Raw genomic sequence first — 26,366 nt, 5'->3', positions numbered from 1 at the left:
TAAAGGCCTGCGCGATTCAGACCTGCCCCGGATCGGGGCCGAGTATGCCCGCAAGCGTCGGCACATCCGGTCCGCGCGCCAGCAGCCGGTGCCGCTCGACCGGGCCGGGCAGTCGCCAATCGGCGGTGTGCTCGGCGGAGAAACCGAAGAAGCGGCCATAATATTCCGGGTCGCCGATCAGCATCATCGCGCGGTCCAGCCCCTGTGCCGCCGCCGCGTCCAGCATGTGATGCAGCAATTCGCGCCCGATCCCGCCCTGCTGGCGATCCGGATCGACCGCGACCGGACCGACCATCACCATCGGATGCACGCGACCATCGTCTTGGGTCAGCGCGACCGGCCAGCACTGGATCGACCCGATCAGCCGATCCTCCTCGACCGCGGCGAAGCACAGCGAGGCGATCGGCCGGACGCTGCCCCGCACCTTATAGGCGGTGCGCGCCTGCCGTCCGGGCGGAAAGGCGCGGTCCAGCAGTGCCTCGACCGCCTCGGGTGCGACCGCGTCGAGCGGGACAAGGGCGGTCATCACAGGCAAGGGGCGAAGTCCGGTGGTACGGGGAGGGGGACGCGCGCCCTTAGCGCGACGGCGGGGGGATGCAAGCTTTCCTTCGGCGTGCGCTCTGCTACAGGCGCAGGAATGGAAGACCGTCTCCAGCTCGAAGTCCACGACCTCGAAGTCCAGGTGCTGACCGGCATCTACTCCGAGGAAACGCACCTGCCGCAGCCGCTGCGCATCTCGCTGACCGTCGATCTCGACTGTCCGGCGCGCTACACGCCCGACAGCCCGCTGACCGAGTCCAAAAACTATCTCGACCTGAAACATGCCGCGACCCAGTTGCCCGAAGGCGTGCATTTCACACTGATCGAAGGGGTTGCCGACCATATCTGCGACACGCTGTTCCTTCAGGACAAGCGGGTCCGCCGCGTGCAGGTGAAGATCGTGAAGTTGGCCATCGCCGAGGATGGCGAGGCGATCGGCATCACCCTGGTCCGCCACCGGCGTTGAGCCACATGACGGCGCGACGAGTCGATCTGGCGCCCGACGCCGATATCGCGGGCGTCGTCGCCGGGTATCCTGGCGAGGATCTGGTGCTGGTGATCCGTCCCGGTCGCGACGCGCTATCACAGGCGATGGTCGAGGCGGCGATCGCCCCGCTTGCCATCGCGGCGGCGCCGGGCGCACGGATCAACGCGGTAATCCCGGCCGAGGGGGCGGCGGACGAAGCGGTCGCCGCGGCGGTCGATTATCTTGCCGCCGCGCACGCGGTCACGGGTCAGTCGCTGACCGTCGGCATCTGACGCTCGCGCCCGCACGGGCCGAGCTTCTGCAAGATGAACCGATAATCCTCGCGCGCGGCCTGGGCATTTTCCGGCCCCAGCGAGGCGGTGCTGCGATCGGGCAGCGATTCCGGCAGCGCGCAGGCCAGCCGATACCAGAGCAGCGTGTCGCGCGCCGGGGGCGCGGCGGATTCGTCGACGATCTCGCTCAGCGCCACGGCATAGCGCCGCTCCTCGCCGGGGCGACGCAGTACGGATAGCGAGACGGGCCGGTTGTTGGCGGTCGTCAGGAAAATTTGCGTCTCGCCTTCGCCGGGCAGGCTGCCGGGCACGTAAAAGGCATTGCCGACGCCGGTGATGACCGGCGGCGCGTCGGTGGACAAAGCGTCGCGGACGATGGTCCGGCTGCGTTGCTCGGTATCGGGCGTCCAGGGCAGCTGCGCATCGGGTGCGACGAGTTGAAGCTGGTCGGCGGCATTGGGCACCCGGCGGGCATAGATCAGCACCCGCATCTTCTTGAGCTTCGGCGCACGGCCCCGCGCATCGGTGGCGGCGTCGAACAGATAGCCGACCCGTGCGGGCAGGCCGCCCGCGCCGCGGATCAGTGTGCCGATATCGGCCTCTATATAGAAACGCTGATGGCCCGGAGCGACCCCGGCGGCCTCCGCGCCCTTGATCGCGGTCGCCGATCGGATGGTGGCATCGGCGATGACCGGGGCCGACAGCACCAGGTCGGCGAGGTCGGCATAGCCCGGTCCTGTTTGCGCTAACATCGAATCACCCGGCCGGGCCGACGGCGCGGTCGCCATCTGGGCGGGCAGGGCGGCGGCGAACAGGGGAATCGACAGCGTCAAAGCGCCAGCGCGAATGGCGTGGGACAGGGGATTCATAGCTTCGCGCTACTCCTTTGCTCATTAACGGTACAGAAATAATTTCGTCATGCGCAGGTTGTACGTTTATTACGTCCGACAAACTGATTGCACCGCGCCAGCCGTCACGATAGGGTCCAAGGCTCTGCCGCATGCCGAAAGAGCATGGCAGGAGTTTCCCACGTCCCCACGCTACGGCGAGGCGAAACTGGCAGACTGAGGAGTTTCGTTGCTGAATGGCCTATACTGACCAGAAGATGTCCGGGGGCAAGGTGGTCGCGATCGTTATCGTCGTGCTCATCCATGCTGCTCTGGGCTATGCCTTCGTCACGGGGCTGGCTTACCAGTACGTGAAGAAGGCGACCGAAAAGCTCAACACGTTCGACGTGCAAGAGCCGCCACCCCCACCCCCGCCGGAGGAACCGCCGCCCCCGCCGCCGCCGGAACAGCCCAATGTTCCGCCGCCGCCGACGACGGTTGTGACGCCGCCGCCGATCGTCAACGTGCCGACCCAGGCGCCGACGATCGCGACGACGACCGTGATTCCGCTGAGCCAGCCCACTGCGCCGCCGGCCCCGCCTGCGCCGCCGTCGCCGCCCGCCCCGCCGGCCCCGCCTGCGGTGTCGAAGGCTGCTGGCCTGAAGGGCAATCCGGGCCAGTTCTTCGGTCCCGACGCTTATCCGCCTTCGGCCCAGCGCGAAGGCGCGGAAGGTCGCGTGGTCGCCAAGCTGACGGTCGGTACCGACGGACGCGTCACCGATTGCGTCGTGACGACGAGCAGCAACAATCGTGCGCTCGACGATACGACGTGCCGGATCGCGAAGGCGCGCGTGCGCTTCTCGCCCGCGCTCGACCAGAACGGCAACGCGATCACGTCGTCCTACACGCTTCCGGTACGCTGGCAGCTGCCGCAGGAATAACGGCTCAGGCCACCTTTAAAAATTTAACGCTTTAGTCAGAGGACCTAACCAACCATGCTCACCACCATCCTCGCCGCGGGCGGCGCCGCGGCCGGTGCCGAAAACCCCTACGGTCTCGGCCAGGCTCTCAAGGAAGGCGGCCTCATCTCGCAGTCGGTGTTCACCATCCTCTGCTTGATGTCGATCGTGTCGTTCTACATCCTGTTCTCGAAGCTGTTCGAGCAGCAGAAGATCATCAACCAGGCGAAGCGCGTCCGTCAGGGCTTCTGGTCGGCGAACTCGCTGCGCGAGGGCTCGGCCAAGCTCGAGAAGAACTCGGCCTACAAGCAGATCGTCGACGACGGTCTGGCCGCGCAGGACCAGCACTCGAAGCTGACCGATCCGGTCGAAGCGCATGACTGGCTGCACGGCTCGCTGGCGCGTTCGGAAGCCGCGATCAACTCGAAGCTGGGCGGCGGTCTCGCCTTCCTCGCGACCGTCGGTGCGACCGCGCCGTTCATCGGTCTGTTCGGTACGGTTATCGGTATCTACCGCGCGCTCATCAAGATCGGCTCGTCGGGCCAGGCCTCGATCGACGCCGTGGCCGGTCCGGTCGGTGAAGCGCTCATCATGACCGCTCTGGGTCTCGTCGTCGCCGTTCCGGCGGTGCTCGCCTTCAACTGGCTGCAGCGTCGTAACAAGGGCATCGCGGAAGACCTGTCGTCGTTCTCGAACGACGTGCTGGGCTTCCTGGCCTCGAACGGTGCGGTTCGTCCGGCGGTTGCCGGTGCGGCCAAGCCGGCCGCCGTCAAGGCTCCGGCTGGCACCACCACCGCCGGTCAGGCCGGTGGCGTTCAGACCCGCGCCTGAGCTTAAGGGGGCGGGGCGGCGGTTTTCGGACCGTCGCTCCGCCACCCCCCGCCGTCCATTTCGGGGCGGCGCAAGAATGCATGGATAGGATAGCTCTCTCATGGCGATGAGCGTTGGCGGTGACTCCGCCGAGAAACCGATGTCGGAGATCAACACGACGCCCCTCGTGGACGTCATGCTGGTGCTCCTCATCATCTTCCTGATCGCGGTTCCGGTCGTGATTCAGACCGTTCCGCTGAAGCTGCCGAACGTCCGCTTCGATCCGACCACGACGAAGCCGGAAAACGTGTCGCTCTCGGTCACCAGCGAGAATGGCCAGTGCAAGGTGTACTGGAACCTGACCCCGGTCAGCTCGGACGAACTGCGCACCCGCGCGGTCGAAAAGCTGAAGGCCGAGGTCGAACGGCTGGGCGGTGTGGGTAACATCACGCCCGACCAGCTGCCCGAAGCGCATATCCGTGGCGACGTGAACACGCCGTACCGGTGCATCGGCGGCACCATCTTCACGATGCAGCAGGCCGGTTTCGCCCGGGTCGGCTTCATCTCCGAGCCGCCCCCCGGCGGCAACCCCCGCGCCTGATCGGCCGGGCGGACAGAATAGGAGTTAGCACGCCATGGCAATGAGCGCCGGATCTGATGATGGCGAGCCCATGATGGACATGAACACGACGCCGTTGATCGACGTCATGCTCGTGCTCCTCATCATGTTCATCATCACCATCCCGATCCAGACTCACGCGGTGAAGGTCGACCTGCCGGTCAACTCGAACACGCCGCAGACCGTCGTGAACACCGATAAGAACAAGATCGGTATCGACGCTGCCGGCACGGTCACCTGGAACGGTGCCCCGGTCGACGAGGTGACGCTGCGCCAGTTCCTGGACCAGAGCGCCGCGATGAACCCGGAACCGGAACTGCACTTCCAGCCGGCCCCCGACGCCAAGTACGCCAAGGTCGACGAGACCCTGGCCGTGATCAAGCGTTCGGCGGTGACGAAGCTCGGCTTCATCGGCAACGAGCAGTATCGCAACGACTTCTGATCCTTTCGATCAGGTCGGTGATGAAATGGGGCGGTCTCTCCGGAGGCCGCCCTTTTTCGTTTGTGGTGAGGTGGGGGGGCATGGTGATGGTGTCCCGTGGCCATCTACTGCGCTCAGGCTGGACGGAGGGTGGGCCTGTGGCTGATGTTAAGCCCACGCCCAAGCCCAAGCCCAAGCCCAAGCCCGAGCCTGAGCCTGAGCCCTAAGCGGGATGACGTGAGTTAGACCCACCCCTCCCCTTCAGGGGAGGGGCAGGGGTGGGGCGCTCCCGCGAGCGAGGCGTTCGTGGAAAGGCCCCACCCCAACCCCTCCCCTGAAGGGGAGGGGCTCACATTGACTTAAGGCTTTGCCATCGAAGCCTAAGCCTGTGCCCCACCCCATTGCATGGTTGATAGGATCGTACCCTACTTACGCTCAGCCTGAGCAAGTCTACGGCCAAGCCCCCCGGTACCCCCTCATTCGCAATGCATGATCATCGCCAGACGGGCGGGTCGCCGAGGCGTCCTTACAAACCAGCCCGTTTTGTCCTGAACCCGCACATAGCCAGGCACATCAAACGCAACGGGCGACCATCGCCCCCACTCGAGGCAAACGCTCCGCCTCCCAAAATGCGACCTCCCACCCACTTCCATCGCCCCAAAATTGCGCATCTTTCCCCGCTTGCGCACGTTTCACAAAAGTGACACTCTCAAGTCACAAAAGTGAAACATAGGAGATGAGATATGCGTGGAATGTTTTCGGTGTTGCTTGTGGCGGCGGCGGGCGTGGCAGCCCCGGCCATGGCCCAGGACTCATGGCCGCAGCGCACGGGGTTTCAGGAAATCGCGGCGGGCAATTTCACCGCCGCAGAGCGGACGCTTCTCGAGGAACGTCGCACCGATCCGAACAGTCCGGAGCTGATGCTCAACCTGGCCGCGGTCTATGCCAAGACCGGCCGCGCCGCCGATGCGCGCGCGCTGTATGACGCGGTGCTGCAGGAAAAGGCTATTGCGATGGATATGCCGTCGGGCGCGATCCTGTCGTCGCACACCGTGGCCCGCACGGGTCTGCGCCATCTGCCGCAGACGATCGCCTCGCGGTAAATCGATAAGGGCACGTCCGGATGCCGAGGCGTCTGGACATGCCCGACCGGCGTGGCGCGGACCGATAGGATACCGCGACAGCCCGCCTCTTACTAAATTCCCGCCTAAGAGCTGACAGGAACCATCTTCGGGCGGCTCGCGCTGTTACCGTTGGCACAACCTTGAAATGACATTGTAGGTTCGTAGAATCATCGATCCGTTGAGCACCGCTGACATGGGTATCGCTATCAAGCCCGTCACCTTAGCTCAATGGGCATGGTTTCCCCGATTATCGAATTTGAAACACGGCATCGACCGCCTCTGACCTCTGCCAAAGACCGTGAAGGTTGTTGAAGCCCTCCGCTTTAAGCCTGTTGTTTACGTGCTCGGGCGATGTGCGCGCGCGTCGCGCGATCTCAGCAGGAGAAACTCGCTCTCGCGCCAAGCGTTCGACCTCGATCCTCGGGATAGTCATCGCACGCAGGCCAGTAGAGCGGATCAGGACACCCGCTGATGCCAGCCGTACGACGTGACTCGGTATGACGTTGAGCAATTCAGCTGCGTCACTGGTCGACATCTCGTCGACGAATGAGCGATGGTCTGGCGAATTAGCTGTCAGGGGCAGGGCGACGAAGGCATCCAGACTTCCTCTCTCTACAAGCAGATGGTCAACATCCACGTTGCCGTTCAACCAGAACCGTATGCGGCCATTGAGCAGTTCCTGGAAAATGTCGGACCACGGCTTTGGTCCGCCCCCTATGCGGCGACTTTCCTGTCCGATAGGCACGGCGCTTTTAGGAACGGTACGCCGGGCTGCCCGGCGGTCAAGACGGCTGACGAACTCGTTGAAGATCGAGGCGATTGCCTGCGGTCTTCGCATCAGGACGGCGAGGACAGCATCTTCGTGACGGGCTAGCAGACGCGCTCCGATCAGCTGCTCGACTGCGTAGAACGGAAGCCGGAGTCGGCCAGCGATGGTGCTAACCGGCATCGCGTCAGCCCAGCATACCGCGGCGGCATCGATCTTGGCGGCAGGATAGATGTAAGATTCCATGATGCCGTGCGATGCGACGATCAGCCCTTCGACGATGCCAAGCGTTCGAAGCGCAACGGCAGCGGAGCGAAACCCAGGCAAAATGCGGTCTGCTTCTTTACCCGTATAGAAGCGCTGGTCGCCACCAGCCGTTCCCACCCGGGGCGGTTCGAAACGCGGGAATGCCTCTTGGACGAGATCGCGTTGATCCTCGAATCTAGAATCCCCCCAGGCGATGCGCTGAATCCTCCGTCGCAAATTGCGGCGGCCGATGTCTTCTTCGGAGGAGCGTTCAATCTGCTCCTCTGCCCACGCCGTTATGCCATGCGGCCAGCTTCGCAGGAGTTCAATTCCGCGGCAAGCTGTTCGAGCGAGTTGTTCGGCGGGAAGACGTCCGGCACGCGTTTGCCAAGCGCGCTTTCCTTGTTCGTCGCTACAATCCAAACCGCATCGCATGGCGAAGCGGGCCAGCGCTCCAGACGACATGTCTCGCAGGCGCGTTGGCATTGATAGGATGGCGTTCGTACGTTCCGCGGGTTGCATCGATAGGAGTGAGGCGAACAGGCGATAGTCGTCGGCAAGTTCGGGGAGAAGTGCAGGAAGTTCGCTCGGTGGGACGACCTCAAGGCAATGTTCGCAGCGATCGATGCCAGCACTTTGGATCCAACCGAGGGCCGCGCCGCATCCAGGACATTCGTCTATGATTCGTTCGAGCGTCTCGGGGCAGTAGGGTAACACCGACAGCATCCAATTCTGACGATGATAGTTCGCGATCTGAAGTCCGCCGGGAGCGATGCGCCTTCGCTTCAGTTCGAGATGACTGCTCGGCACGACAAGGCCATCGAAGTCGATGAAGTGCTGAAGTCGACGGTCGCCGGGCTCGATGAGACGACGTCCCGCCTGTGCGGTAAGCCTCTCCGGGGCACAGCGGAGCACGTGGGCGATGCTGCCGAGAGCAGACGTTGGCGCAAGCTGAGCAGCACCGGCGTATCTGCTTAGCCCGACCTCCCTCAGCACTACGTTGAGCCTGACGAGGTGGTTTTCCGCGATGGCCCGTGCGATCGCGCCGGGTACGCTTTCGTTCTCCGCCACTTCGAAGTCGAAGCGCAAGCGGCGCAGAGAGGGGTAGCTATCGGTCACGCGGGCTTCCGGGAGAAGGGGTCTTCGGTAATCCACCCGGCTCCGATCGCGAACTCCCTCGTTGCGCGGCTGAGGTCGTATGCCTCCACCCTGTCGGCACCGCGGCAGGCCGCATCCGAAGCGGCGATTCCGACGAGGCGCGAAACCCGACCGACGTGCCCCCCTGATACGGCGAGTAGCGCGTCGAGCGTGGCATGCTCGGCGAGATTCGATGTCAGGAGGAAGACGCCGCTCGACACGAGAAGGGCGTCGATGCCAACGCAGAACTTCTTGAAGAGCCTCGCGTCTCCCTTGCTGAGTTTCGGATCGAGCGGGGCCAGTTCGAGAGGTCGGCCGAGACGGGCAGCGAGCTTGCCGTTGGCGCGGAAGAAGGGGATCGAGTCCTCGTCGCCGACGAGGACGAGCGGAACGATGCCGCGGTCGAGGAAGACCTTGAGGCGATCGGTCACCTCGCCCGCATCGGTCGCCTTGCGCTTCAGGTGCTGCACCTCATCCGCGATCAGCAATTCGACGCCCAATCGACGGACGAAGTCGGAGATCCGATTCTCCAGTACCTTGGCGCTGACGTTCTCGTTCCAGAACTGATCACCCATGTTGCGGAGCACCTCCTGATAGAAGCCCTTCAGGGTCATCCGTCTGTCGAGTTCGACGATGACGACCTGATAGGGGTTAGGATCCAGTCCCAGCTCCTCGCGCTCTTTCGCCATCTCAGTCTTCAGGCGCGCCATCGTCCGGCTCTTGCCCGCCTGCGAGTACTGGCTGAGGCGCCTGCCGGAGAGGGGACGGCCGAGCCGGTCTCGGGTATCGTTGCGGTAGCGCAGGAGCTCGTCGATCACGGCTCGCTGTGGAGCGTGTTCGATCCACTCGTCCTCGAGCAACCGGGCCGCAAGCGACGACCGGCGCTGCACATCGGCGTCGCCGTTCATCGCCTGCCGCGATCCGGTGATGGGCTGGGGCGCAACGCCCAAGGGATCCCTCCTGGTCGCCATGCATCACTCCTCCTCGTTGTCGGACTCATCGTCCCAAATGCTCGTGGGGCGCCCTTCAGCATCACCCTCGCCGATGCCGGCACCGCGGTCGCCGATTGGATAGTGCGGATCCGAGCGGTTGGGCGCATGGACGTCGTCGTCTGGGTCGTCGTCCTGTCGTGCGCGTCGTTCGGCGGCCGTCTGGGGCGGTGCCCTCGGTACGTCCTCGCGATCCGCGCCGCTGGGCCCGGTCGGGACAGTAGCATCGAGCAGGTCGTCGTAGGCCTTCGACCGGCCGAGAGCGCCGGCCGCCACCCGCATCTCCTCGTGCTCCAGCAGCGCCACCGTCGCGGCCCGGGCGCGGAAGGCCATCTTGGGCATCGCGGTCGCCTGATCCCGCAGCAGTCGATTGCGGACGCGCAATCGGTCGACCGGGCGGCTACCGCCGCCCTTGCCGGAACGCAGCATGCGTTGATATTCGTGGTGCTCCCAGCGCGTCAGACCGGCGGAGTAATCCGGGTCCGTCGAATAAAGGCGATGATACTCGCGGTTTTCGGGATCATAGACGTCGATGTAGTCCAGGTCCGAATCCCATACGCGAGCGGCCATTTCACAGCGGCCGGTGACTTCGAGACGATCCGCGAAGGACACGCGTCGCAAGTTGGCGTTCAGCGCCCTTTCCACACCGCGCTCGTTCCAACGGTAGCGCAGGTTGTCGAATTCGATCCCGTTGGTCGTCAGCACGACACGTACCGTGCGACACAGATGTCGCTCGATCTCCTCAGTCGGCATGCCGCGCGACCGGCGAACAGCCAGACCCTCCAGCAGCACCTGCATGGGCGAGCGCCATCCTAGCGCCTTCTTCGGTCGCTCATTCCAGGCATGCCTGGCAGCTTCTATCATGAAGACGTACTGTGCTCTGGTAACGTCCGCGCTGGTCAGGGGGTCATAGCGAGGGTCCCGGGCCGGACCGGGACCAAGTATGCGACCTTTGAGGTGGGAAACGGCGCCGTGGAGGAAACGGTGGTAGCGCTCGTGCTTAGCCTTGGCGTCGCTGTGATACCCCTCCGGCAGTTCGAGATAGGAGACTATGTTGACGAGGCTCGGTACCATCGACGGTGGCAGCAGGGCCTTCTCGTTGTCGGGATGCAGCTGGCTCGGTATTCCGAAGCAAAGCGCGCGGTCGGGCTCTACCGCCAGCTCCTCTTCCGTAAGTTGCGGCTTCGCCATCAGACCGAGGAGTGCACGTTCGGTGGCCTCGGGACGGAACGGTCCCGTGAACACAGATCCCTTGAAGACGAAAGTACTGCGCCAATCCATGGCGAATACGCCCTTCATCCGGGCGGCGGGAATTTTCCAATCGTCGGAATACGTGCAGACGTGCTTGAAAACGACGCCGTCCAGCGTCACGCGCTCCATGACGTGCTCTGCGCCGACCGGCTCGCCAACTGCCCCGTAGTATTTTTCCGCGGCGAAATCTCCGTAGCGGGCTGCGTAGCTCCGTCGGTTCTGCAGAGCGTTTATACGGTTCCGCACGCATTCGAGTGAAGGTGGCTCATCGCCGATGTCGGTGGCACCGGACGCCTTCAGATCGTCCCAATCGGCCACGACACGTGCCGCGGCGTCTGACTTGAAGGCGTCGCGTTCCATCGTCCAGAATCCGGCTGCCTTTTCGTGGACGAGCAGGTCCACGCGCGTCGGCAACTGCGACGCCCCCCTTTCGCGGCCGGCAGTGGATACGAGATTGCCGATCCGTCGATAAGGATCCGCAAGGAGCAGTCCCATCCATCGTATGAGGGCACGCCACTTCGGGCGCGTACCGGAAGCCGGTGCTGGATCCTGCCTGATGAAGGCCTCGACGCTTTGTTGGCTCCGGGGAACGCCGGCTGCGATGGCCGCCGTCGCCCAAGCATGCCGCCACGCGGACTTCGGGTCGCGCGCGACGCAAGCGGCGCGGTCCAGTCCGAGAAACTGGGCCTTGGCACCACCGAGAACGGCGCGGGGATCGTCGACATCGCGCAGCCGTCCCGCCCGGTTCTCAGCGATCATCCAATCGATGTCAGGTGGCACGAGGAGGCCTGCGGGTCCGATCGGCAGCAGTACCGGCTCTCCGTCTTTGTCGACTATGTTAAGCGTCCAACCGCTCGTGCCGAGCAAGGTGAGTGCACGGTCCTCGTGCTCGAGCCGCATGGGGGACGGTAGGCCCAAGGTCATTCGTCACCGTCGCGACGAGCGTGATGCGCAAGGAACGCGCGGAGCCGAACAGGTGCGCGCACGGGGGGAATGTCGACCCCGGTGTCCGGCATCTCAGGGAGCACCGGATCGATGCGGACTATGCGCCGTACGCTCATCGCGTGAAGCCTCGCTTGAGCCAGGCGCTTCGGACCGCCCAAGGCCTCCAGTACGATGCCGAGGGGGGCGGTGCCGCCTTCGCGGAGGATGGCCTCGCGCGCGGCCGTGACGTCACGGACGTCATCGAACGTCGTGTTGCGATCGTCGAAAATTTCCTTGAGGGTGCGGTGGAGCCTGGTCCCGACGAGGTCGGATGCGACCTCGCGCCTGAGAACGACCCCATGGGCGACGAGCACTTCTTCCGCCTCGTCGAGGAGGTCGGCCGTGTCCGGCACGTCGAAGAACCTTCGGTGACCCTTGTATTCCGTGAAAACCACGGAATGGTCCTCCATCTCGAAGCCAGCATCCAGTGTGATTTGGCGGGTGCGGCCGTGATCCCGGCGCCAAATAACGCGCAGCGGTTGGAATTCGAGATCGAGACGTGACGTGAGCGCTTCGGCCTCGACCCATGCGGCCGTCTCGATGGGACCCTCATGGTAGACCGCGCGCTTGGATTTGGCGCTGAAGCCAGCGGTCTTCCCGAAGGGGCCACCGTAGTTGAACGCTATGCGCAGCTGTCCGACGTCCGGGGCCGCCAGTAATTGCGGATCGTGCCATTGCTCGACGATCGAGCGCTTCGGCTTCCGAGCGTCGTTAACCGGGGTGTGCGGGAGCCAGCGCGGTTCTCGCCGCGGACGTGGACGGCGGCATTCCCACGGGTGCGGAATCCGGATGCGAGGCGGAATGTCGTCGTATTCATCAGTTACGAACTGGCGCATCTCCGTCCTCCCTTCACATAGGCGGAGCGGACGTGACGTCCGCCCAGATGACACCGATCAGCGCGGCGATCAGTCGATCCCGTCGTCGGTCGACTCAGACGGGGTGGGGGCAACCCGGTCGGCCAGATGGCGGATGTACTGGGCACCGGTCATGAGCAGGCCGCGACGGCACAGCGCGACGATCTCCCGACGTTGCCAGAAATTTGTACGGCGCTTCTCTGCCGAGTTGTGATTTGCTTCGAAGGGATAAGGGCGGGAGGGCACCGTCGCTCTCGCAGCCGGTACGGGTTTCGGCTCGGCCAGGATGGTCACTTGACCGCACGCGATGGCCTTGATGAATCTCGCACGCTCGACGCGCAGCGTCCTTATGGATGAGACACCGTCGTGCAGCGGGATCTCGGCAAGCGTGATGGGGAGGAGGGACGACGTCGGGACGTCGATGCTGAAGAATTTTCCAACCGAGTGGCCGATGGATCCATTGGCGGGGAGGGTGTCGGTGATGATGTCGTCGTCGCTCATTCTGGCTTCCTTCCGGGCTGGGCGCGGGTCATCGTTCCGGCAGATGCGCAATGCTGCCGGCGTCGTCAGGTCACGTCATCTGGCTGTTCTGGACGGTCAGTCCGGAGGGTCGGGTGACGATGGGCGGGGCTGTGTCCCGCGGTTGCGCATTCGCCTCCAGCGCCGAAGCGTATGGGCGGAGTCGTGCGGTCCGTGCATGGCTACGAGATCGGGAGTCCAATGGCGATGGAGCCAAATCTCCATGCATTTGGTGCCCAGAGGGATATCCGCCGCGTCGAGCATGTCGCACTGAAGCGAAATGCGAGCCGCCTCGACATCGCGGGGATGGCACTCGGATCGATCTTCGCGCTCGGCCATTGGCATCACCTTGGCATGACCTGAGCGGGTCAGGTCGATCCAGAGCGAGAAGGGCGGCAGTCGCAGGTCGCCAGCGGCACCTTCTTCCACCAGATAGATCACATTGGTGCGGAGGTGCGCCATCATGAGCCGGCCATCGACATGGGCGAGCACCCGGTAAAGCTCGTCGTACAGACGGACCAGGCGTCCGGCCGCCGGAACAGCAGGAACCTCGGCTTCCAACGGTGCATTCGGGGAGAATATGACCGTCATCCTGGCGATCGTGTACCCGGGGACGGGCCACACCGGCTCGCCGGGAGAGGGTGTTGATGCAGTCGGATCACTCATGGTACGCGAGATCTATGAACGACTATAACCGAACACAATATCAAATCGTACAAAATTACAACCGAACACGAAGGTGGCTGCGACGTGGATGATACAGGACTGATCGATCGCCTCTGGCCCGACGGTATTTCGGACGAGGAGCAGGCTTTTCTCGCGAGCCTGTCGCCGCATCAGCGAGAGCGATTGATGGAACGCCTGCGGGCGATTGAAGCCGCGACACGCGAGGGTGCGGATCTGAACGCGATCGCTGGACGGCTCCCGATGGGACGCACCGCCTTCTACGAACTGCGGCGGCGATGGACGTCCGAGCGCAGTCTGAGGGTGGTCGCCCCTTGGGGGACACGGACACGCCGGCCGAAATTCGGCCTCCCGGCCAAGAGAAGCGACATCGCAGAGGGCGGAGAAGCTGAGGACGGCGACGGCGGCACGAACCGACCATCGCTACCTACCGCCCGTCGTCTCGCACGCGAGCGGACCAGAGCCCTTGCCAGCCGTCCTTCCGTCCTGCGGGCGAACTTCGGTCGTAACTTCGCTCTGGACGTGTCGGGTGTCGACATCATCGTGAAAGGTGAACGGGGGTCATCGTGGCTGACGTGCGCGTTTCTGCTAGAGTGCGCTAGCGGCCTTATCCTCTCGGCGGGTGCCGGATCTGCCGAGGCATCGCCTTCGCTGGCGAAGGTGGTGCGGAATGGCATGACCGTTGCGACCGAACTGCGTCTCGATGTGAAAGAGCCATCCTTCAGCGTCGTGATGCCGGAGCCGCAGGATGGGGAAATGTACCAGTGGCTTCAGAATCGGCTTCGACTATCCGAGATCTTGGGTGAGGACAGGCTCTCATTCACCGGACCGCGCCGCTTCGGTAACACTCTCCTTGAGGTGGTCGGCGATCGCATCGACAAACTGATGCTCAGGCCGCGGGCGGGCACCAGAAGCGGTGCGCCGACGGCGAAACAGGTCGCTAACACCCCCTCGCCAACGGCGGAGGAGATCGAAGTCCTTCTCGACGTGGCTGTAAGACGCCACAACCAGCCGATCGAGAAGCGCCTAAAGCGGCTTGGTCTGATCGGGAACGGCGATCCCAAGCCGTTGATAGATTTACTCAATCGGGCGTTTCCTGTTGCTCCAAACCTATCTGATGAGCGTCGATAGGTCGTCGTAAAGAGCATGACGCATCGAACGCGAGAGACGCGATAGGGGAGCATCGTCGCTGATAACGATCAGTTTCGATCTGAGGTGTTCCTCGGCGGCCCGCAGGTCGATCACGCCACCGCTTCCTCGACGCTTTTCCGGCGGCGTATGTATGGCGCGGGGTCTGAACCGCACGTCTTTCAAATCCTTTCCGAGGAGGTCTGTCGTGCGCGTTCCGCGCGGCATGGTCTTCAGATCGCGTCCCGAACGAATCAGGCCGTGCCGATCCAGGCGCGCGAACAGGTCCGGCCAGCCTATGTCACCGTCCCTGTCGATTGCGATCGGAAGAGCAACCGCCTTGGCATCGCTCGCTGCCGTTTCGCCGATGCGCTTCAGGCCGTCCAGCAAAGCCGCCGCCGTTGATGTCGGAGTCCCACCTACCGGATCCAAGGCGAGTCCGATCACCGCCCGATGCTCGAGATCCAGCAGTAGGGTCGCGATCGGCATCGTGTCGGTGCCCTTCCACGGAACGCGCATGTCGACTACGCAATGGTCGATGGCGAGGCCTGCGCCCGCGGGCAGTCCCTGCAGCCGGTGACGTCTGGCGGCCGCCAGGGCCGCTCTCACGGTGGGACGACTCGGCAATGCCGCACCCATTGTTGCCGCATGCTGGTAGATTCGGTTCAGAACCCGTTCGAGGATGGGTTCGTCCGCCATGCCAGCTTCCGTTCCGCGGACGAGGGCCAGCTGAGCGTCGTCGAGTCCCTTCGGATGCCGATACCCACCTCTGCGGCGGATCGCCCCCGCCAAGGCCTCCGGTGCCTTCCGCTCGCTCCAGACGCGAACAAGTCTGTAGAATTGTGTGACGCCGATTCCCAGTTCGGCCGCATGCGCTTCGGCAGATCGTCGGCCCGGCTCTTTCAAAAAGTTCTCTACTACTTCGATCTTACGTGCGATCTCAGTCCGACGATCCGGATCCACGAGACTCAGGTCGGGCGACGGCACCATCTTTACTCCAGCAAGCCGAATTGGCTGCCGCCCTCCTTCAACATTGGACGCCCCGCCGGGGCGTCGGTCACGAACACGTGTCAGTCCTTCATCACACCACCTACCAACCGACCCAACCGTCGAGCAAAGTCCCCGGCGGAACGCTGATGTCGGTTCGATCGTGCAGTCGTTTCTCGGATGGCGAGACCTGCGAAGGCATTCGCGCGTTTCGCCTCGCCATTTTCCACTTAGGCGGGTGGCGGGGGCCAAGTCTGATGAAGCATCCTGTCCCGAATGCGGGGCCGAGTGCCGCCGAATTTCACGCCTGTGGCGCGACGGACTAACCCGTCATGGCCGCAGGAGGGCTACCTTCTGAAAAGCCAGTGCGGTCTCTGCAAGCCGGTCGCTATCGATCGAGTAGACGACATCGCGACCGTGCTTCTGGCTGCGTACTAGGCCCGCCGCCACGAGGGGCTGCAGATGATAGCTGACCAGGGTGCGCTGCATGCCTTCGTCTTCGGCGAGCGCCGTCGGACCACGCCCTGATGCTCCCGCCCGGACCAGCTGCCGGAACAGAGCGAGCCTCGTCGGATGACCAAGGGCGGCAAGGCCGAAGCAAAGAGATTTATCATCCATGCGCCAGATATATTTGGCGTTTTACAAAATGCAAACGAGCGTAGAAGGAAAAATACGACAAGAAATCTTGACGCATTTTTGATCAGGCCTATCTTTCGGCGGCGGGTCCATACCACCCGCGGTAGGTGGAGATCGTCACGATGGTGATGCAGCAGATCGATCTGGTAGGGTCCAAAACGGCGACCACGAAGCCGTGGCATGACGTGATCAAGGCCCCCTTGAGCCGGTGGGACATCGATCCGCTGGAGGCGGACGCCGCTGACGACGAGGTGGTCGTGACGACCTGCCGCCGTCTCCTGCGCCTCTCCATCGCGGCGACCGAAGTGGGCGCGCGCTTCGCTCTGGACGGCATGGAGCATGATCCAGCGGCGTGGATGATGACTCCCCGCACGGTCTTCGATGACCGTTGCCCGATCGACGCGTGCCAGGATCTGGACGCCTTCAACCGCAACGTCGTCCTGCACGGTCTTGGTCTTGGCCTGGATGCCGATCCAAGCTACGTCGACGATCTTCTTTCGGACGACGACACGGGCGACATCAATGACCCGCGGATGGATGATGTAGTCATCCCGTTTCCGTCGTCCCGAAAATTCAAGCTGTTGACCTGTTGGGTCGACGCCCAAGTGGGCGACCGGCGGCTCCTCGCCTTCTGCGCGCTCGTGACCGACCGCGAAGACGATCTGGTGGAGCGAGTGGCCGATCGCTTCGGCACTTCGGCTGCTACGACTGCCAATTATCAAGTCGGCTTCGACCAGACCACGGCGCTGGCCACCGCCATGATCAGCCCCGCGATGGCGGACATGCTCCTGCTGGTAGCGCAGGATCCGTCCTCTTCCTTGGCTGCGGGGCTCGACGTGTGCCTGGAACAGCGTTTCGCCGCGTGAGGGCTCCCCGTTCCGACTTGATCGGCGTGCCGATCGAACCCGAAGTCATCGCGCGGGCGCTGGATCGGCACGATGACTATCGGGTCCTTCGCCGCATCAGGCGAATGGACCGGCGCCCGACCCGGATCGACAGGAGCAATTCGCTGGTCGGGGTGGCCATCGACGTCGAGACCACGGGGCTCGATCATTCACGACACGAGGTCATCGAACTCGCCATCCAAAGATTCCGTCTCGATGCCCAGCATCGGATCGTCGAGACCGGACGTCCGCGGACGTGGCTGGAGCAGCCGTCCGAGCCGATCCCGCCAAGTATCACCAAGGTCACGGGTCTTACGGACGCCGATGTGGCCGGACGGGCGATAGCCGACGGAGAAGCTGGCTGCATGATTCTGACGGCCGATTTCGTCGTCAGCCACAATGCGGCGTTCGACCGACCCTTCCTCGAAAAACGGCTCCCGATGGCGGCCGGGCGCCCTTGGGCCTGCACCCTGGCCGACGTCGACTGGAGGGAGCTGGGCTACGAGGGACGGACGCTGTCGGCGCTGCTGGGTCGGATGGGATGGTTCTACGACGCCCACCGCGCCGAGGTCGATGTCACCGCTCTGCTGCATCTCCTATCCCATCCGCTCGACGACTTCGGGGGCACGGTGGCTGGACGTATGATCGGCAATGCGAGGAAGCCAACGTGGATCGTCGACGCGCAGGACGCGCCGTTCTCCGCGCGAGAAGTGCTGAAGGAACGCGGCTACCGTTGGAATGCGTTACGGCGTGTCTGGTCGGCGCAGATCGCCGACGACCGCGCAAGGGAGGAGGCGGACTGGGCTTCCCTGATGCTGTATGGCGGTCGGCGAAAACCCGAGATGCGTAGGGTCACTTGGATCGAACGCTACGCGGCCGGTTCTTGACGTTCCCAGCGGGCTGCTTCGAAGGGGTCAGGGTCTTTGGGTATGCACGCAGTCATTTTCGTCGAAGACGATGCAGTAGCTGGAATGCGATCTTCGAGCACATCGAGGGAAATGATCAATGAGACTCCTCCTAATCATGGGAGAAGTGTGCCCAGCTCCACGATAGCCGATGATAGCACGATTAAAGTCATCGGCCGCTGATCTATCGCCACTTTCTGCATACAGATCCATTCTGCTGCGCAGAAATCCCCCGAAGGCCGGGGTGATCACGTAGGGGAAGAAGTCTTGGCGCCGCCGGGGAATGCTGAGCAATTTCATTTTTATCTCCGAGGAATATCAAGTGGCCTGGCTCTCATTCCGCCTTGTCTGATGATTGTTTTATTTGCCGGGGGCGTCGCGCATGATCGGGTGAGGTGGTCAGAATGTCCCGACGGACATTCGCATGTCCGTCGAGTTTATGGCAGATCATCTTCGCAGGGCTGTGCAGGGACGACAAAATGCCGATGGGAACCAAGTATCAGGTTGTCGGCCGGCTGAATTTCGACGCCGCTGGCTATCTTCTTCGTGTGGATGGCGGTGGCACGTGGCGTCTCGACCTCGGTTTGCGATCATGGTGGCTGGCGCGCCGCTGGGGCGGCGAGCGAGTGGTCGTCTTCGGGATGAGGGAGGGCTTCGATACGCTCAGCGTGAAGCGGATCGAACGATGCGATCCACGGCAATCTTAGAGAACATGGAAGAGGATGGATTATTGAGCGGTGTGCGAAGCGCCCGGAACGCCATCACGATCACGGTTACCCGTACGTGAACCAACCGAATCGGTGCTTTCCAAGTTCGTTACCGCTAAGCAGGACATATGCTTAACCGCCTCAGTGATCGCCAGAAGCAATGTCTAGTCGGCGTCGCCGCTCATAAAACGAGCAAGGAGATCGCGGCAGATCTCGGAATCTCTCCGAAGACAGTGGACGGCTACATCGCCGATGCGGTGGCGCTGCTCGGAGCGCGGAATCGTCAGCATGCGGCGACGACCTTTATGGAACTTTCTGAGGTAGTTAGTAATCCCGTAGTTTTACCGGGGGAACCGATCCGGGTTGAGCTGGACGAACCTCCGGTGTCAGCACTCGTCACACAGTCTGACGACGTCCGGGTCACATCCCGGGGTTTGGAGCGGCTCCGGCCCTTCCATCGCCTGGGTGTGATCATTGGCGTGGCGTTGGCGCTTTCCATGGGTCTCGGACTCAGCGCCATGGCTGTGGTCGGAGGGATCGCGATATACGATCCCGCCCGATCATCTGCTGATCGTTCGGAGCGTTGAGCTCCGACAGTATGTGACGGGGGATAATGTGGGGAACGAGGTAACAAGTGTTTTCTATGCGCGCCTCAAGGCGGCGGAATCCGCATCCGATGCCGCTCTGCAGGAATATGCACAGCTGTTGCTCGACGCACAGAGAGCCAGCGCGCAATTGGATCTGACCTTCGGCGAGCCGCAGTCGGTCTTCGCGGACATCAACGAGGCGATGGCGCATCATCTTCGAGGGCGTCATCATCTCGCGCGGGCGCACTCGAAGTCTCTGGAGATCGTCGAACGGAAGGGCCATTCCGTGACCTCCTGGGGCGATACAGTGCCGACCTACGACGAGGCGCGGGATGCGCCTGCTGGAACGGTCGTCGCGATCCGTTCGGCCGCCTGAACAGGACGACGGCGTCCATGCTAAACGTCGTCGTCTTCTATGCCGGTCTCATCGGGCTGCTCATCTATTCGATCAGATGCGGCGGGCGTCCCGAACGCTGGATCGCTGGAATTCTTGGAGCGTCGGCCATCGTCGACACGATGATGGTGAATGCCGGGCGGGGGGTGTTCGTCGCCCGAGAACCAGGGATTCTGCTTCTCGACGTCATCACGCTGACCGCGGTGACGGCCGTGGCACTGAGAGCAGAGCGGATATGGCCGATGATCCTCGCCGCATTCCTACTGGTGGGGGTCGAGCTTCAGATCGGCGTTTGGCTCGCCCCAGTGATACAGCGGCAGGTGTACAAACTCGCGCACGCCTACAGCGCCTATCCCGTCATGCTGATCCTTTTGATTGGCATCGTACGCCACCGTAACAGGACGCGCGATGTGCCGGAGCGGGATTGGACAGTTTTCTGAGAGCAAATTGACATGCGGAATGGAACGGAATTGCTCGACATGGCCAATCGCCTTCGCGCGATTGCCGGAGCCGGAACGACAGTGAACGCAGGTTCGTCACCATACGATGTGGCGACTACTTTGCTGGGCATCAGACGTCATCGCGATGCGGTGATCGGCAGCGGCTATTTCGGCGAGCCGTCATGGGACATCCTGCTCGATTTGTTCGTGAATGAACAGAAGGGCCGCCCCATCAGTGCAACATCGGCCTGCTTGGCGGGGGGCGTGCCGCCTACCACCGCTCTGCGACATCTCGTAAGGCTCACCACGGACGGATTGATCTGCTCGACCCCTGATCCTGCGGACGCACGTCGACGATACATATCGTTGACGAGGAAATCGCGCGAGATGATGCATTTCGTGCTGTCCGGGCAATCATAGAGGGGCGTTCCTGCCCGACACATGAATGAATGTGGGCTGAGGTTAGCCAAAGATGAGTATTGGCGGATCGACCCTTTTTTAAATAATTTTGATTAGAAATCGGGCATCATTGATCATCCCGAATGGCATGATTTGGGACTTAGCTGGCGTTCCGCAGCTTCGCGTCGAGCGTCTGATGTTGCCAGTAGGCGATATCAAGCATTTTTTCATTATGTTCATTTATCCGGGGGTGCCCAGACTCGTGACTAAAATTTCTCAGGCCAAAGGTGGTCTCCAAACGGCGCGCGTTGAACTAGAAAGGCTCCTTACTGGCGGGGTGGTCGGCGAATTCGACCATATTGAACTCATTGAGGTAATAGGGACACCAACCAAGAAATCGTCAATCAATGTCCTATCCATCGCTGTTCTTGGAGAGAAAGGGCACCTTAGCGGCAACGAACGTCCGGAGTTTCTGACCGGGCGCATCACTATTGAGGGCTTTTCTGGTTGGTCTTTTGGCGTTATCCGTACGTTGCGCTCGGTCAACGCGCTCGACGCAGCACTTGATCACCTCGCGTGCACCGGAGACTGGACATTAAGCGGCAAGAAGCTTTGTACGGGCGAGTTGAAGGCGGAGCCTCAGATGTTCGCCCCTCCGGATGGAAGCTTCGCAGTACCGCTTAATCGCGTTCTCAAAAACAATTTCTGGGCAGGATCACATGTGTTCCGCCTGCACGATTGTATAAAAGCACCTCTTGCTCCGTTTTTCCTAGATCGACGGCGCCTTCAAGCTTTGTCAGATGCGGTCGAAGCAGTCGTTCCTATCGCGTTCGCTGGACTTTCCGATCTTCTTGGTGACGTGCTAATCCAAGTCCCAGTCACGGGACTCGTCGCAGAATTTCGTTCGGGTGCCGGGGCAAGCGAATCGACCGCAACTGTCGACTGGCGTCCCGGCATACCGCCTCGCACGCTTGCCGCCGCAGCACGCACCCGCTGGGATGGACTGCTAACTGGGGCTGCGATCGCGCGCGAGTTCGATTGCGGCACGACCATGCCGATCGACGCTCACCGTCAACCGCTCGAAGGGGAGATCTGGGATGCTTCGACGGGTATGTTGCTGGCCGCATCCGCTCCAACATCGACACTCAAGAACGCCCATCTCGCGATCCACATCGTTGAGCACGAGCCTCGGGTCTTCGATTCGATGGATGCGGACGGGCAGCCGACGTCTGCCCGTATTACTCTGATCACGACCGAGAACAGCACCGTAGGAGATGTCGTGGACGCAGACGCCAACAGTTGGCTCGGTAAGCGACAAGATCTCGAAGAACGTCGGCGTCTCGATAACACGCGCGATTTCATACAATATCGACCCCGTGCGGGTTGTATCAAAGAGCGTGAACGCGGACTCGCTGACCTTCGCTTCCTGATCGACGAACATGGAGAAAAAGGTGTTGATCTTTGGGATCCCTATCTCACAGCGACTGACCTTCTCCAGACCCTGTTTTGGTGCAAACATGTTGGTGCACCACTTCGCGCGCTGACCGATGGTCGCGACCCACCACGTCTTAAGGCACCACTGATAGGCCCTCCAGCGCCCCAAGCGCCTCCTTTTCGCGACCGTCAAAAGGCAACGCTGATACGAGACAGCGGCAATCATCAAGGACTTCACTTGATATATAAGACGCGTCATGGCCCAAAAGGTTGGGCATTTCACGATCGCTTTCTGATTTTCCCTAATCAAGAAAGTGGCCCCCTTGCCTGGTCGCTCGGGACATCGATCAACAGTTTCGGGACCGCCCACCACATTCTTCAGCGAGTTTCGAACCCGGCGCTTATAGCAGGCGCGTTCGAGGACCTCTGGTCTGCCCTTAACGAGTCTGAACATGTTGTATGGAAATGCGGATGAGCGGATACGAGAAAGCAATTGGTCAACTTATTCGCGTTTGGGACGGGCAGGTGACGCAGCCGACCTCGCTTGAAGCACTGGTCGGGACTGTCAGCATCTCGAACGGATCAGGGTGGCTCTCCCAAGTCCAGGCCGCCTTGCTCGCGGATCTTGGCGACGTTCCGTCAGCAATCGCTGGGATGGCCTCAGCTGATGCTTCTGCGGTGCAGGCGCTGGCACGCCGGCTCGGTTGGACCATATCAGCGCTCGCAGACTGGGATAGCAGGGCGGCAAATCCTGCCGAACGGATCGAGATCGTGTTGGCTTCCGTGGCCGCTTGGGACCAAGACGGGGCATTCTGGCGAGCAATGCGTCCTCGCTTCGATCGCCATCCAAAACTTCGTGCCGCCTGTGAGGCCGTCTTGAACAGCCGAGCCACAGAAGTTCGATATTTGGATGGGGTGTCGATCTGGGAACGCGAACATTACGTGGCGCTCGTGAATTCAGAGCGACGGCAGGACTGGGCAGAGGTTGCCAGTCGGGCCGCCTCGTTCAGACAACTGCCGGTTCTGGATCCGGCCGCTCGAGAAGCCATTCTTGCGCTCTTCCATCTCGATCGGCCACGATTAGTACGATTGTCGCAAGGCATCGATAGCTGGATGCGGGCCCACGTTATTGGGGAACCACTGGTGCTGGCCGATGCTCTTCGCCTCGCCGCAGCAAGCCGAAACAGCTATTTACATTTTGCGATTTTGGATCGGATTGCCAATCGCGAGAAACGTCCTCTATCGACAGAGGAGACACAGTTACTTCGCAACTTTCTCCTTATGTTGGCACGTGACGGCATCGGCTGGCCGACTTGGCTAGCCGTCTGCAATCGTTATCCGGTGCGCCATGCCCATATCCATGCGGCAATCGCAGCAGCTCTGGCGCGCAGCGACAAGGCTGCATTGCGGGCATATGTGGAAAGTATCGAACTCGGGACCGTCGACGCAGATAGTCGGGCGATCGTCACCGCTTGCCTTACGCATTTCCGGCGGCTTGCGAACCCCACCAGACGTAGCCAATTGTGGCGCTACGCTCACGATCGTTGGCTGGCTTGGAATTTCGGAGAAAGCGAAGGACAGAACCTGACAGCAATTGCGCAATCCGTTCTTGATTACGCGGTCGTCGGATGGTTTGTGGAATGCGAAAAACCGGAGAATCCCGATTTAGAGTTCGCGCGCGGCCTAGCTGAAAGCGAGGTAAAATGGCATATTTCAGCCAGTGCGGCCGCCTCGCAGTTCTTCCGACTGCTCTCAAGGCATCATCTCGCCAGTCAGTCGCAAGGACGGTCGGCGGATGACTCGGTCTGGCTGTCCGACATCTCCCCGAGATTTCCTCCTGCGGCAGACGCCTTTGTTCGACGCCGTTATGGCACGTGAGCATTCAGATCCGTTGCGATCGCCCCCATCAGTCTTGGAAACATATAGGACCGCCTAGCTTCGGCACTCGCTGTCGGCCACCTGAACGGTGGCGATAGGGAACATCGCCGCTCGATCAAACGAATGGCCGATTGCGGTGCGACCAGACGCTACTGGTACAATATCGGAACGATGATGTGGTTGCTTGTTGACGTTTCGCGAGGTCATCACCGTGGCGTTCCCAAGGAGCATGCTGTACATTCAGATGGGTCAATAAACGACCCGAGGATAGCTTAAATGCTGAAGTCGATTCCCACCGCCATCGCGCTGGCTTCTGTGATGGCAATTCCCGCGAACGCAGCTCCGTGCCGTAACGCGAAGGGGAAATTTATCAAGTGCGACACGGCCAAGCCGAAGCCCATGAAGTGCAAGGACGCCAAAGGACGTTTCGCCAAGTGCGGTAGCGCAGGCGCTACACCCGTGAAATGAATCGGAGTGGGGAAAGCGGGAGTCAGTGCCGCTCTTTTCCTCCGTTCCAAACGCGATTTTCACTTGCAACAACTTACTGATGCGGCAGAGGCGATCCACGTCGTCATTTACGGTCGTGCTTGGGATGCGAGGGGTGCTTATCAGGGCGGCAGTTCTCGAAGGCGCGGGATTTTCCTGAGAGGGCTTTGTAAAGACCGAATGCATAGGGGAGGGGGCCAACCTCGATTTGGCGCGTTCGCTGATGACACGCGCATTGGACATCTTGGATCGGGCGGGAGATCTAAGGTGCGTACCGCATCTGCAGCACGCCCTCGACGTGCTGGACGGCGACACGATCCGTGAGCCGACGCATGATGAGATCGAGCGGATACTGGGAATGCCGAAGGAGGCATCCGAAATCTAGGGCCGATCGACATTCAGGATTCCCAAATGGCGTGAAGGCTGATTCATAGGGATCCGTGTTGTGGCGCAGGGCAGATGATGGGGATCAAGCGGTACGAGTTGAGCGAGGCGCAATGGTCGCGGATAGCGTCGCTGGTTCCCGGCAAGACCGCTGACCCTGGCCGGACGGGTGCGGACAACCGCTTGTTTGTGAACGGATGTCTTTGGGTACTGCGCTCGGGCGCACACTGGTGTGACCTCCCGGAGCGGTACGGCAAGTGGAAGACGGTCCATCGACGCTTCAGTCGCTGGTGCCACGCCGGCGTTTGGGAGCGGGTGTTCGAGGCGCTGACGGCTGACCGCGACAACCAGTATCTGATGATCGACAGCACCATCGTTCGCGCGCACCAACAGGCGGCGACCGGAAAAGGGGGGCCAAGGATCAGGCGCTGGGGCGTTCCCGAGGCGGACTGACCACCAAGATACACATGCTCGCCGACACGTTCGGCCGCCCCTTGCGCTTCCGTATTACGCCCGGCCAAGCCAGCGACATCGCTTCGGCATCAGGCTTGCTCGAAGGGCAGCGCGGCAAAGCGGTGCTTGCCGATAAGGCGTATGATGGCAACAAGTTACGTGGCCAGATCGCAGCGATGCACGCCGAGGCGGTGATCCCGTCCAAGCGCAACCGCAAGGTCGCCATCCCGCACGATGCGGGCATCTACAGGCATCGCAACCAGATCGAGCGATGCTTCAGTCGCCTCAAACATTTCCGACGCTTCGCCACTCGCTACGACCGCCGCACCATCCACTTCGTCGGCTTCGTTCATCTCGCCGCCGCCATGATCTGGCTACGATGAATGTCGATCGGCCCTAGGGGGCCTTTGCGTCTCCTCCTTCTCCGCCGTTCGTCACGGCACCATCTGGAACGGCGGAGGTATTGTCGATGTCCGGGCCATCAGCAGGGGCGCGCTTGGCCGGTGGCACTCGCCGCTGAATTTCTGCCAGCCGCGTGTCGGCATCATCGGCCGAAGCTCCGGCACCGGTCGTTGCTGCGAGATATCTGGCAGCCGCCACCTCGCTCTGGAAATAGGCGATCTCCTTCTCCATGCCGTTCACCTCGTCCTCCGGAACGGATGCGACGCCCTTCAGATCGGCGGCGCCGCAGGTGTCGAGCAGGCGCCAGCTGAAGGCATTAGACAGGGCGTCGTAGCAGTTCTGGCTGTAGATCATGGATCCCGACAAGCCCTCGGACGCGAAGGCCTTGCCCATCTCGGCGATACCTTCTCGTACTGCTGGCGAACTCAACGGCTGGACTGCGGGTGGAGTCTGAGCGGCCACGGAGGACGTCAGTGTCTTGATCGCAGGATCGGAGGCCGCGACTTCCGCCGGTGTCCGCGGCGAAGTCAAAGAGCATTTCGACACGTTCACCAAAACGACCAGCGTCCCGATAATGCCGATTGTCCATGCGACTCCACGGCTCGAGCTCTTCGCCGCCGCGCCGGTCGACCTTCGGTTCATCGCCATCCCCCACTGTCCTGACGATTGAACATACATGCTCTTCGGCGTGCCTCAACTCGCGGAATTATTTCGAAAATGGATGTGATGCTTATTGTGGTGCATCTTAGCTCGTCCTAGTCTCGTACGATCAC

Annotated in this window: 29 protein-coding genes; 18 read left to right on the top strand and 11 right to left on the bottom strand. The window is 62.0% G+C overall.

Annotation, left to right across the window (positions count from 1 at the left end):
• Positions 1–16: 16 nt before the first annotated feature.
• Entirely contained in the window at positions 17–526 is a 510-nt protein-coding gene (locus ASF14_RS01500) for a GNAT family N-acetyltransferase (protein ID WP_056430514.1), read from the bottom strand.
• A gap of 111 nt (positions 527–637) precedes the next feature.
• On the opposite strand from ASF14_RS01500, the gene ASF14_RS01495 reads away from it, so the two are divergent.
• Positions 638–1,006 (top strand): dihydroneopterin aldolase, encoded by a 369-nt coding sequence (locus ASF14_RS01495; RefSeq protein ID WP_042486371.1) that lies wholly within the window; start codon positions 638–640, stop codon positions 1,004–1,006.
• A 5-nt stretch (positions 1,007–1,011) separates the two neighbouring features.
• Positions 1,012–1,299, top strand: coding sequence for a Rossmann fold domain-containing protein (locus ASF14_RS01490; RefSeq protein ID WP_056430511.1), 288 nt, complete (start codon positions 1,012–1,014; stop codon positions 1,297–1,299).
• On the opposite strand, the gene ASF14_RS01485 is transcribed toward ASF14_RS01490, so the two are convergent.
• Positions 1,275–2,168: a hypothetical protein gene (locus tag ASF14_RS01485; RefSeq protein ID WP_236696887.1), complete on the bottom strand. Its 894-nt coding sequence runs from the start codon at positions 2,166–2,168 to the stop codon at positions 1,275–1,277. The two genes, ASF14_RS01490 and ASF14_RS01485, sit on opposite strands and share 25 nt — an antisense overlap.
• A 215-nt stretch (positions 2,169–2,383) precedes the next feature.
• On the opposite strand from ASF14_RS01485, the gene ASF14_RS01480 reads away from it, so the two are divergent.
• The 5 genes from ASF14_RS01480 to ASF14_RS01460 all read left to right on the top strand — a co-directional run bounded on the left by ASF14_RS01480 (position 2,384) and on the right by ASF14_RS01460 (position 6,038).
• Positions 2,384–3,067, top strand: coding sequence for an energy transducer TonB (locus ASF14_RS01480; protein WP_042486331.1), 684 nt, complete (start codon positions 2,384–2,386; stop codon positions 3,065–3,067).
• Positions 3,068–3,121: 54 nt separating this feature from the next.
• The gene (locus ASF14_RS01475; protein ID WP_056430507.1) at positions 3,122–3,916 is read left to right on the top strand and encodes a MotA/TolQ/ExbB proton channel family protein; all 795 of its coding nucleotides are present in this window, start codon (positions 3,122–3,124) and stop codon (positions 3,914–3,916) included.
• 100 nt (positions 3,917–4,016) lie between these two features.
• Positions 4,017–4,496 (top strand): ExbD/TolR family protein, encoded by a 480-nt coding sequence (locus ASF14_RS01470; RefSeq protein ID WP_042486325.1) that lies wholly within the window; start codon positions 4,017–4,019, stop codon positions 4,494–4,496.
• Positions 4,497–4,530: 34 nt separating this feature from the next.
• On the top strand, positions 4,531–4,956 hold the full coding sequence (locus ASF14_RS01465) for an ExbD/TolR family protein (protein WP_042486322.1): 426 nt from the start codon (positions 4,531–4,533) through the stop codon (positions 4,954–4,956).
• A gap of 722 nt (positions 4,957–5,678) precedes the next feature.
• Positions 5,679–6,038: a tetratricopeptide repeat protein gene (locus ASF14_RS01460; RefSeq protein ID WP_056430504.1), complete on the top strand. Its 360-nt coding sequence runs from the start codon at positions 5,679–5,681 to the stop codon at positions 6,036–6,038.
• Between the two features lie 268 nt (positions 6,039–6,306).
• Here ASF14_RS01460 and ASF14_RS01455 read toward each other — a convergent pair whose 3' ends face one another.
• The 6 genes from ASF14_RS01455 to ASF14_RS01420 form a co-directional block, all read right to left on the bottom strand.
• Positions 6,307–8,190, bottom strand: a complete 1,884-nt coding sequence (locus ASF14_RS01455) for a helix-turn-helix domain-containing protein (protein ID WP_056430501.1) — start codon at positions 8,188–8,190, stop codon at positions 6,307–6,309.
• The gene (locus ASF14_RS01450; protein WP_056430498.1) at positions 8,187–9,179 is read right to left on the bottom strand and encodes an ATP-binding protein; all 993 of its coding nucleotides are present in this window, start codon (positions 9,177–9,179) and stop codon (positions 8,187–8,189) included. Before ASF14_RS01450 ends, ASF14_RS01455 begins: the two co-directional genes overlap by 4 nt.
• A 3-nt stretch (positions 9,180–9,182) precedes the next feature.
• Positions 9,183–11,348, bottom strand: a complete 2,166-nt coding sequence (locus ASF14_RS21195) for a hypothetical protein (protein ID WP_156360982.1) — start codon at positions 11,346–11,348, stop codon at positions 9,183–9,185.
• Between the two features lie 20 nt (positions 11,349–11,368).
• Positions 11,369–12,268 (bottom strand): hypothetical protein, encoded by a 900-nt coding sequence (locus tag ASF14_RS01430; protein WP_056430486.1) that lies wholly within the window; start codon positions 12,266–12,268, stop codon positions 11,369–11,371.
• Positions 12,269–12,337: 69 nt separating this feature from the next.
• Positions 12,338–12,787: a hypothetical protein gene (locus ASF14_RS01425; protein ID WP_056430483.1), complete on the bottom strand. Its 450-nt coding sequence runs from the start codon at positions 12,785–12,787 to the stop codon at positions 12,338–12,340.
• Positions 12,788–12,883: 96 nt separating this feature from the next.
• Positions 12,884–13,471, bottom strand: a complete 588-nt coding sequence (locus ASF14_RS01420; RefSeq protein WP_168371491.1) for a hypothetical protein — start codon at positions 13,469–13,471, stop codon at positions 12,884–12,886.
• 84 nt (positions 13,472–13,555) lie between these two features.
• On the opposite strand from ASF14_RS01420, the gene ASF14_RS01415 reads away from it, so the two are divergent.
• On the top strand, positions 13,556–14,620 hold the full coding sequence (locus tag ASF14_RS01415; RefSeq protein ID WP_056430477.1) for a hypothetical protein: 1,065 nt from the start codon (positions 13,556–13,558) through the stop codon (positions 14,618–14,620).
• Here the strand turns inward: ASF14_RS01415 and ASF14_RS01410 are convergent.
• Both ASF14_RS01410 and ASF14_RS01405 read right to left on the bottom strand, forming a co-directional pair.
• Positions 14,600–15,607, bottom strand: a complete 1,008-nt coding sequence (locus ASF14_RS01410; protein WP_056430474.1) for a hypothetical protein — start codon at positions 15,605–15,607, stop codon at positions 14,600–14,602. The genes ASF14_RS01415 and ASF14_RS01410 overlap by 21 nt on opposite strands.
• 327 nt (positions 15,608–15,934) lie before the next feature.
• Positions 15,935–16,222, bottom strand: a complete 288-nt coding sequence (locus tag ASF14_RS01405; RefSeq protein WP_056430471.1) for an ArsR/SmtB family transcription factor — start codon at positions 16,220–16,222, stop codon at positions 15,935–15,937.
• A gap of 125 nt (positions 16,223–16,347) precedes the next feature.
• Between ASF14_RS01405 and ASF14_RS21975 the strand changes: the two genes are divergently transcribed.
• The 10 genes from ASF14_RS21975 to ASF14_RS20575 all read left to right on the top strand — a co-directional run bounded on the left by ASF14_RS21975 (position 16,348) and on the right by ASF14_RS20575 (position 25,574).
• Entirely contained in the window at positions 16,348–17,106 is a 759-nt protein-coding gene (locus ASF14_RS21975) for a hypothetical protein (protein ID WP_056430464.1), read from the top strand.
• 26 nt (positions 17,107–17,132) lie between these two features.
• The gene (locus ASF14_RS01395; protein WP_236696906.1) at positions 17,133–18,011 is read left to right on the top strand and encodes a 3'-5' exonuclease; all 879 of its coding nucleotides are present in this window, start codon (positions 17,133–17,135) and stop codon (positions 18,009–18,011) included.
• A gap of 497 nt (positions 18,012–18,508) precedes the next feature.
• Positions 18,509–18,736: a DUF5818 domain-containing protein gene (locus tag ASF14_RS01390; protein ID WP_056430462.1), complete on the top strand. Its 228-nt coding sequence runs from the start codon at positions 18,509–18,511 to the stop codon at positions 18,734–18,736.
• A 128-nt stretch (positions 18,737–18,864) separates the two neighbouring features.
• The gene (locus tag ASF14_RS01385) at positions 18,865–19,323 is read left to right on the top strand and encodes a helix-turn-helix domain-containing protein (protein WP_056430459.1); all 459 of its coding nucleotides are present in this window, start codon (positions 18,865–18,867) and stop codon (positions 19,321–19,323) included.
• A 28-nt stretch (positions 19,324–19,351) separates the two neighbouring features.
• Entirely contained in the window at positions 19,352–19,699 is a 348-nt protein-coding gene (locus ASF14_RS01380) for a hypothetical protein (protein WP_168371489.1), read from the top strand.
• A gap of 17 nt (positions 19,700–19,716) precedes the next feature.
• Positions 19,717–20,157 (top strand): hypothetical protein, encoded by a 441-nt coding sequence (locus ASF14_RS01375; RefSeq protein ID WP_056430451.1) that lies wholly within the window; start codon positions 19,717–19,719, stop codon positions 20,155–20,157.
• Between the two features lie 30 nt (positions 20,158–20,187).
• Positions 20,188–20,577, top strand: coding sequence for a transcriptional regulator (locus ASF14_RS21185; protein WP_168371488.1), 390 nt, complete (start codon positions 20,188–20,190; stop codon positions 20,575–20,577).
• A gap of 109 nt (positions 20,578–20,686) precedes the next feature.
• A complete protein-coding gene (locus ASF14_RS21180) occupies positions 20,687–22,465 on the top strand; it encodes a VPA1262 family N-terminal domain-containing protein (protein ID WP_156360979.1) in 1,779 nt (592 codons plus the stop codon).
• Positions 22,462–23,868 carry a hypothetical protein gene (locus ASF14_RS21175; protein WP_156360978.1) on the top strand — a complete coding sequence of 469 codons (1,407 nt, stop codon included), beginning with the start codon at positions 22,462–22,464 and terminating at the stop codon, positions 23,866–23,868. Before ASF14_RS21180 ends, ASF14_RS21175 begins: the two co-directional genes overlap by 4 nt.
• Positions 23,869–24,822: 954 nt before the next feature.
• Positions 24,823–25,574, top strand: a protein-coding gene (locus tag ASF14_RS20575) for an IS5 family transposase (protein ID WP_443025743.1) whose coding sequence is annotated in 2 segments (ribosomal slippage) — positions 24,823–25,153 and positions 25,153–25,574 — 753 coding nt in all. Because the reading frame shifts where the segments join, the coding sequence is not laid out codon by codon here.
• Between the two features lie 13 nt (positions 25,575–25,587).
• On the opposite strand, the gene ASF14_RS21170 is transcribed toward ASF14_RS20575, so the two are convergent.
• The gene (locus ASF14_RS21170) at positions 25,588–26,241 is read right to left on the bottom strand and encodes a hypothetical protein (protein ID WP_156360977.1); all 654 of its coding nucleotides are present in this window, start codon (positions 26,239–26,241) and stop codon (positions 25,588–25,590) included.
• Positions 26,242–26,366: the final 125 nt, after the last annotated feature.

Source organism: Sphingomonas sp. Leaf257 (assembly GCF_001422185.1).
GTDB classification, from domain to species: Bacteria; Pseudomonadota; Alphaproteobacteria; order Sphingomonadales; family Sphingomonadaceae; genus Sphingomonas; species Sphingomonas yabuuchiae.
Note: the sequence above shows the minus strand (reverse complement) of the source record. Positions and strands in the feature narration are given on the sequence as shown.

What these genes read in the sequence shown, in the direction of transcription:
- ASF14_RS01500 (WP_056430514.1), bottom strand. Translation starts at nt 526, where the DNA reads ATGACCGCCCTTGTCCCGCTCGACGCGGTCGCACCCGAGGCGGTCGAG.
- ASF14_RS01495 (WP_042486371.1), top strand. Translation starts at nt 638, where the DNA reads ATGGAAGACCGTCTCCAGCTCGAAGTCCACGACCTCGAAGTCCAGGTG.
- ASF14_RS01490 (WP_056430511.1), top strand. Translation starts at nt 1,012, where the DNA reads ATGACGGCGCGACGAGTCGATCTGGCGCCCGACGCCGATATCGCGGGC.
- ASF14_RS01485 (WP_236696887.1), bottom strand. Translation starts at nt 2,168, where the DNA reads ATGAATCCCCTGTCCCACGCCATTCGCGCTGGCGCTTTGACGCTGTCG.
- ASF14_RS01480 (WP_042486331.1), top strand. Translation starts at nt 2,384, where the DNA reads ATGGCCTATACTGACCAGAAGATGTCCGGGGGCAAGGTGGTCGCGATC.
- ASF14_RS01475 (WP_056430507.1), top strand. Translation starts at nt 3,122, where the DNA reads ATGCTCACCACCATCCTCGCCGCGGGCGGCGCCGCGGCCGGTGCCGAA.
- ASF14_RS01470 (WP_042486325.1), top strand. Translation starts at nt 4,017, where the DNA reads ATGGCGATGAGCGTTGGCGGTGACTCCGCCGAGAAACCGATGTCGGAG.
- ASF14_RS01465 (WP_042486322.1), top strand. Translation starts at nt 4,531, where the DNA reads ATGGCAATGAGCGCCGGATCTGATGATGGCGAGCCCATGATGGACATG.
- ASF14_RS01460 (WP_056430504.1), top strand. Translation starts at nt 5,679, where the DNA reads ATGCGTGGAATGTTTTCGGTGTTGCTTGTGGCGGCGGCGGGCGTGGCA.
- ASF14_RS01450 (WP_056430498.1), bottom strand. Translation starts at nt 9,179, where the DNA reads ATGGCGACCAGGAGGGATCCCTTGGGCGTTGCGCCCCAGCCCATCACC.
- ASF14_RS21195 (WP_156360982.1), bottom strand. Translation starts at nt 11,348, where the DNA reads ATGCGGCTCGAGCACGAGGACCGTGCACTCACCTTGCTCGGCACGAGC.
- ASF14_RS01430 (WP_056430486.1), bottom strand. Translation starts at nt 12,268, where the DNA reads ATGCGCCAGTTCGTAACTGATGAATACGACGACATTCCGCCTCGCATC.
- ASF14_RS01425 (WP_056430483.1), bottom strand. Translation starts at nt 12,787, where the DNA reads ATGAGCGACGACGACATCATCACCGACACCCTCCCCGCCAATGGATCC.
- ASF14_RS01420 (WP_168371491.1), bottom strand. Translation starts at nt 13,471, where the DNA reads ATGAGTGATCCGACTGCATCAACACCCTCTCCCGGCGAGCCGGTGTGG.
- ASF14_RS01410 (WP_056430474.1), bottom strand. Translation starts at nt 15,607, where the DNA reads ATGGTGCCGTCGCCCGACCTGAGTCTCGTGGATCCGGATCGTCGGACT.
- ASF14_RS01405 (WP_056430471.1), bottom strand. Translation starts at nt 16,222, where the DNA reads ATGGATGATAAATCTCTTTGCTTCGGCCTTGCCGCCCTTGGTCATCCG.
- ASF14_RS01390 (WP_056430462.1), top strand. Translation starts at nt 18,509, where the DNA reads ATGCCGATGGGAACCAAGTATCAGGTTGTCGGCCGGCTGAATTTCGAC.
- ASF14_RS01385 (WP_056430459.1), top strand. Translation starts at nt 18,865, where the DNA reads ATGCTTAACCGCCTCAGTGATCGCCAGAAGCAATGTCTAGTCGGCGTC.
- ASF14_RS01375 (WP_056430451.1), top strand. Translation starts at nt 19,717, where the DNA reads ATGCTAAACGTCGTCGTCTTCTATGCCGGTCTCATCGGGCTGCTCATC.
- ASF14_RS21175 (WP_156360978.1), top strand. Translation starts at nt 22,462, where the DNA reads ATGAGCGGATACGAGAAAGCAATTGGTCAACTTATTCGCGTTTGGGAC.
- ASF14_RS21170 (WP_156360977.1), bottom strand. Translation starts at nt 26,241, where the DNA reads ATGGCGATGAACCGAAGGTCGACCGGCGCGGCGGCGAAGAGCTCGAGC.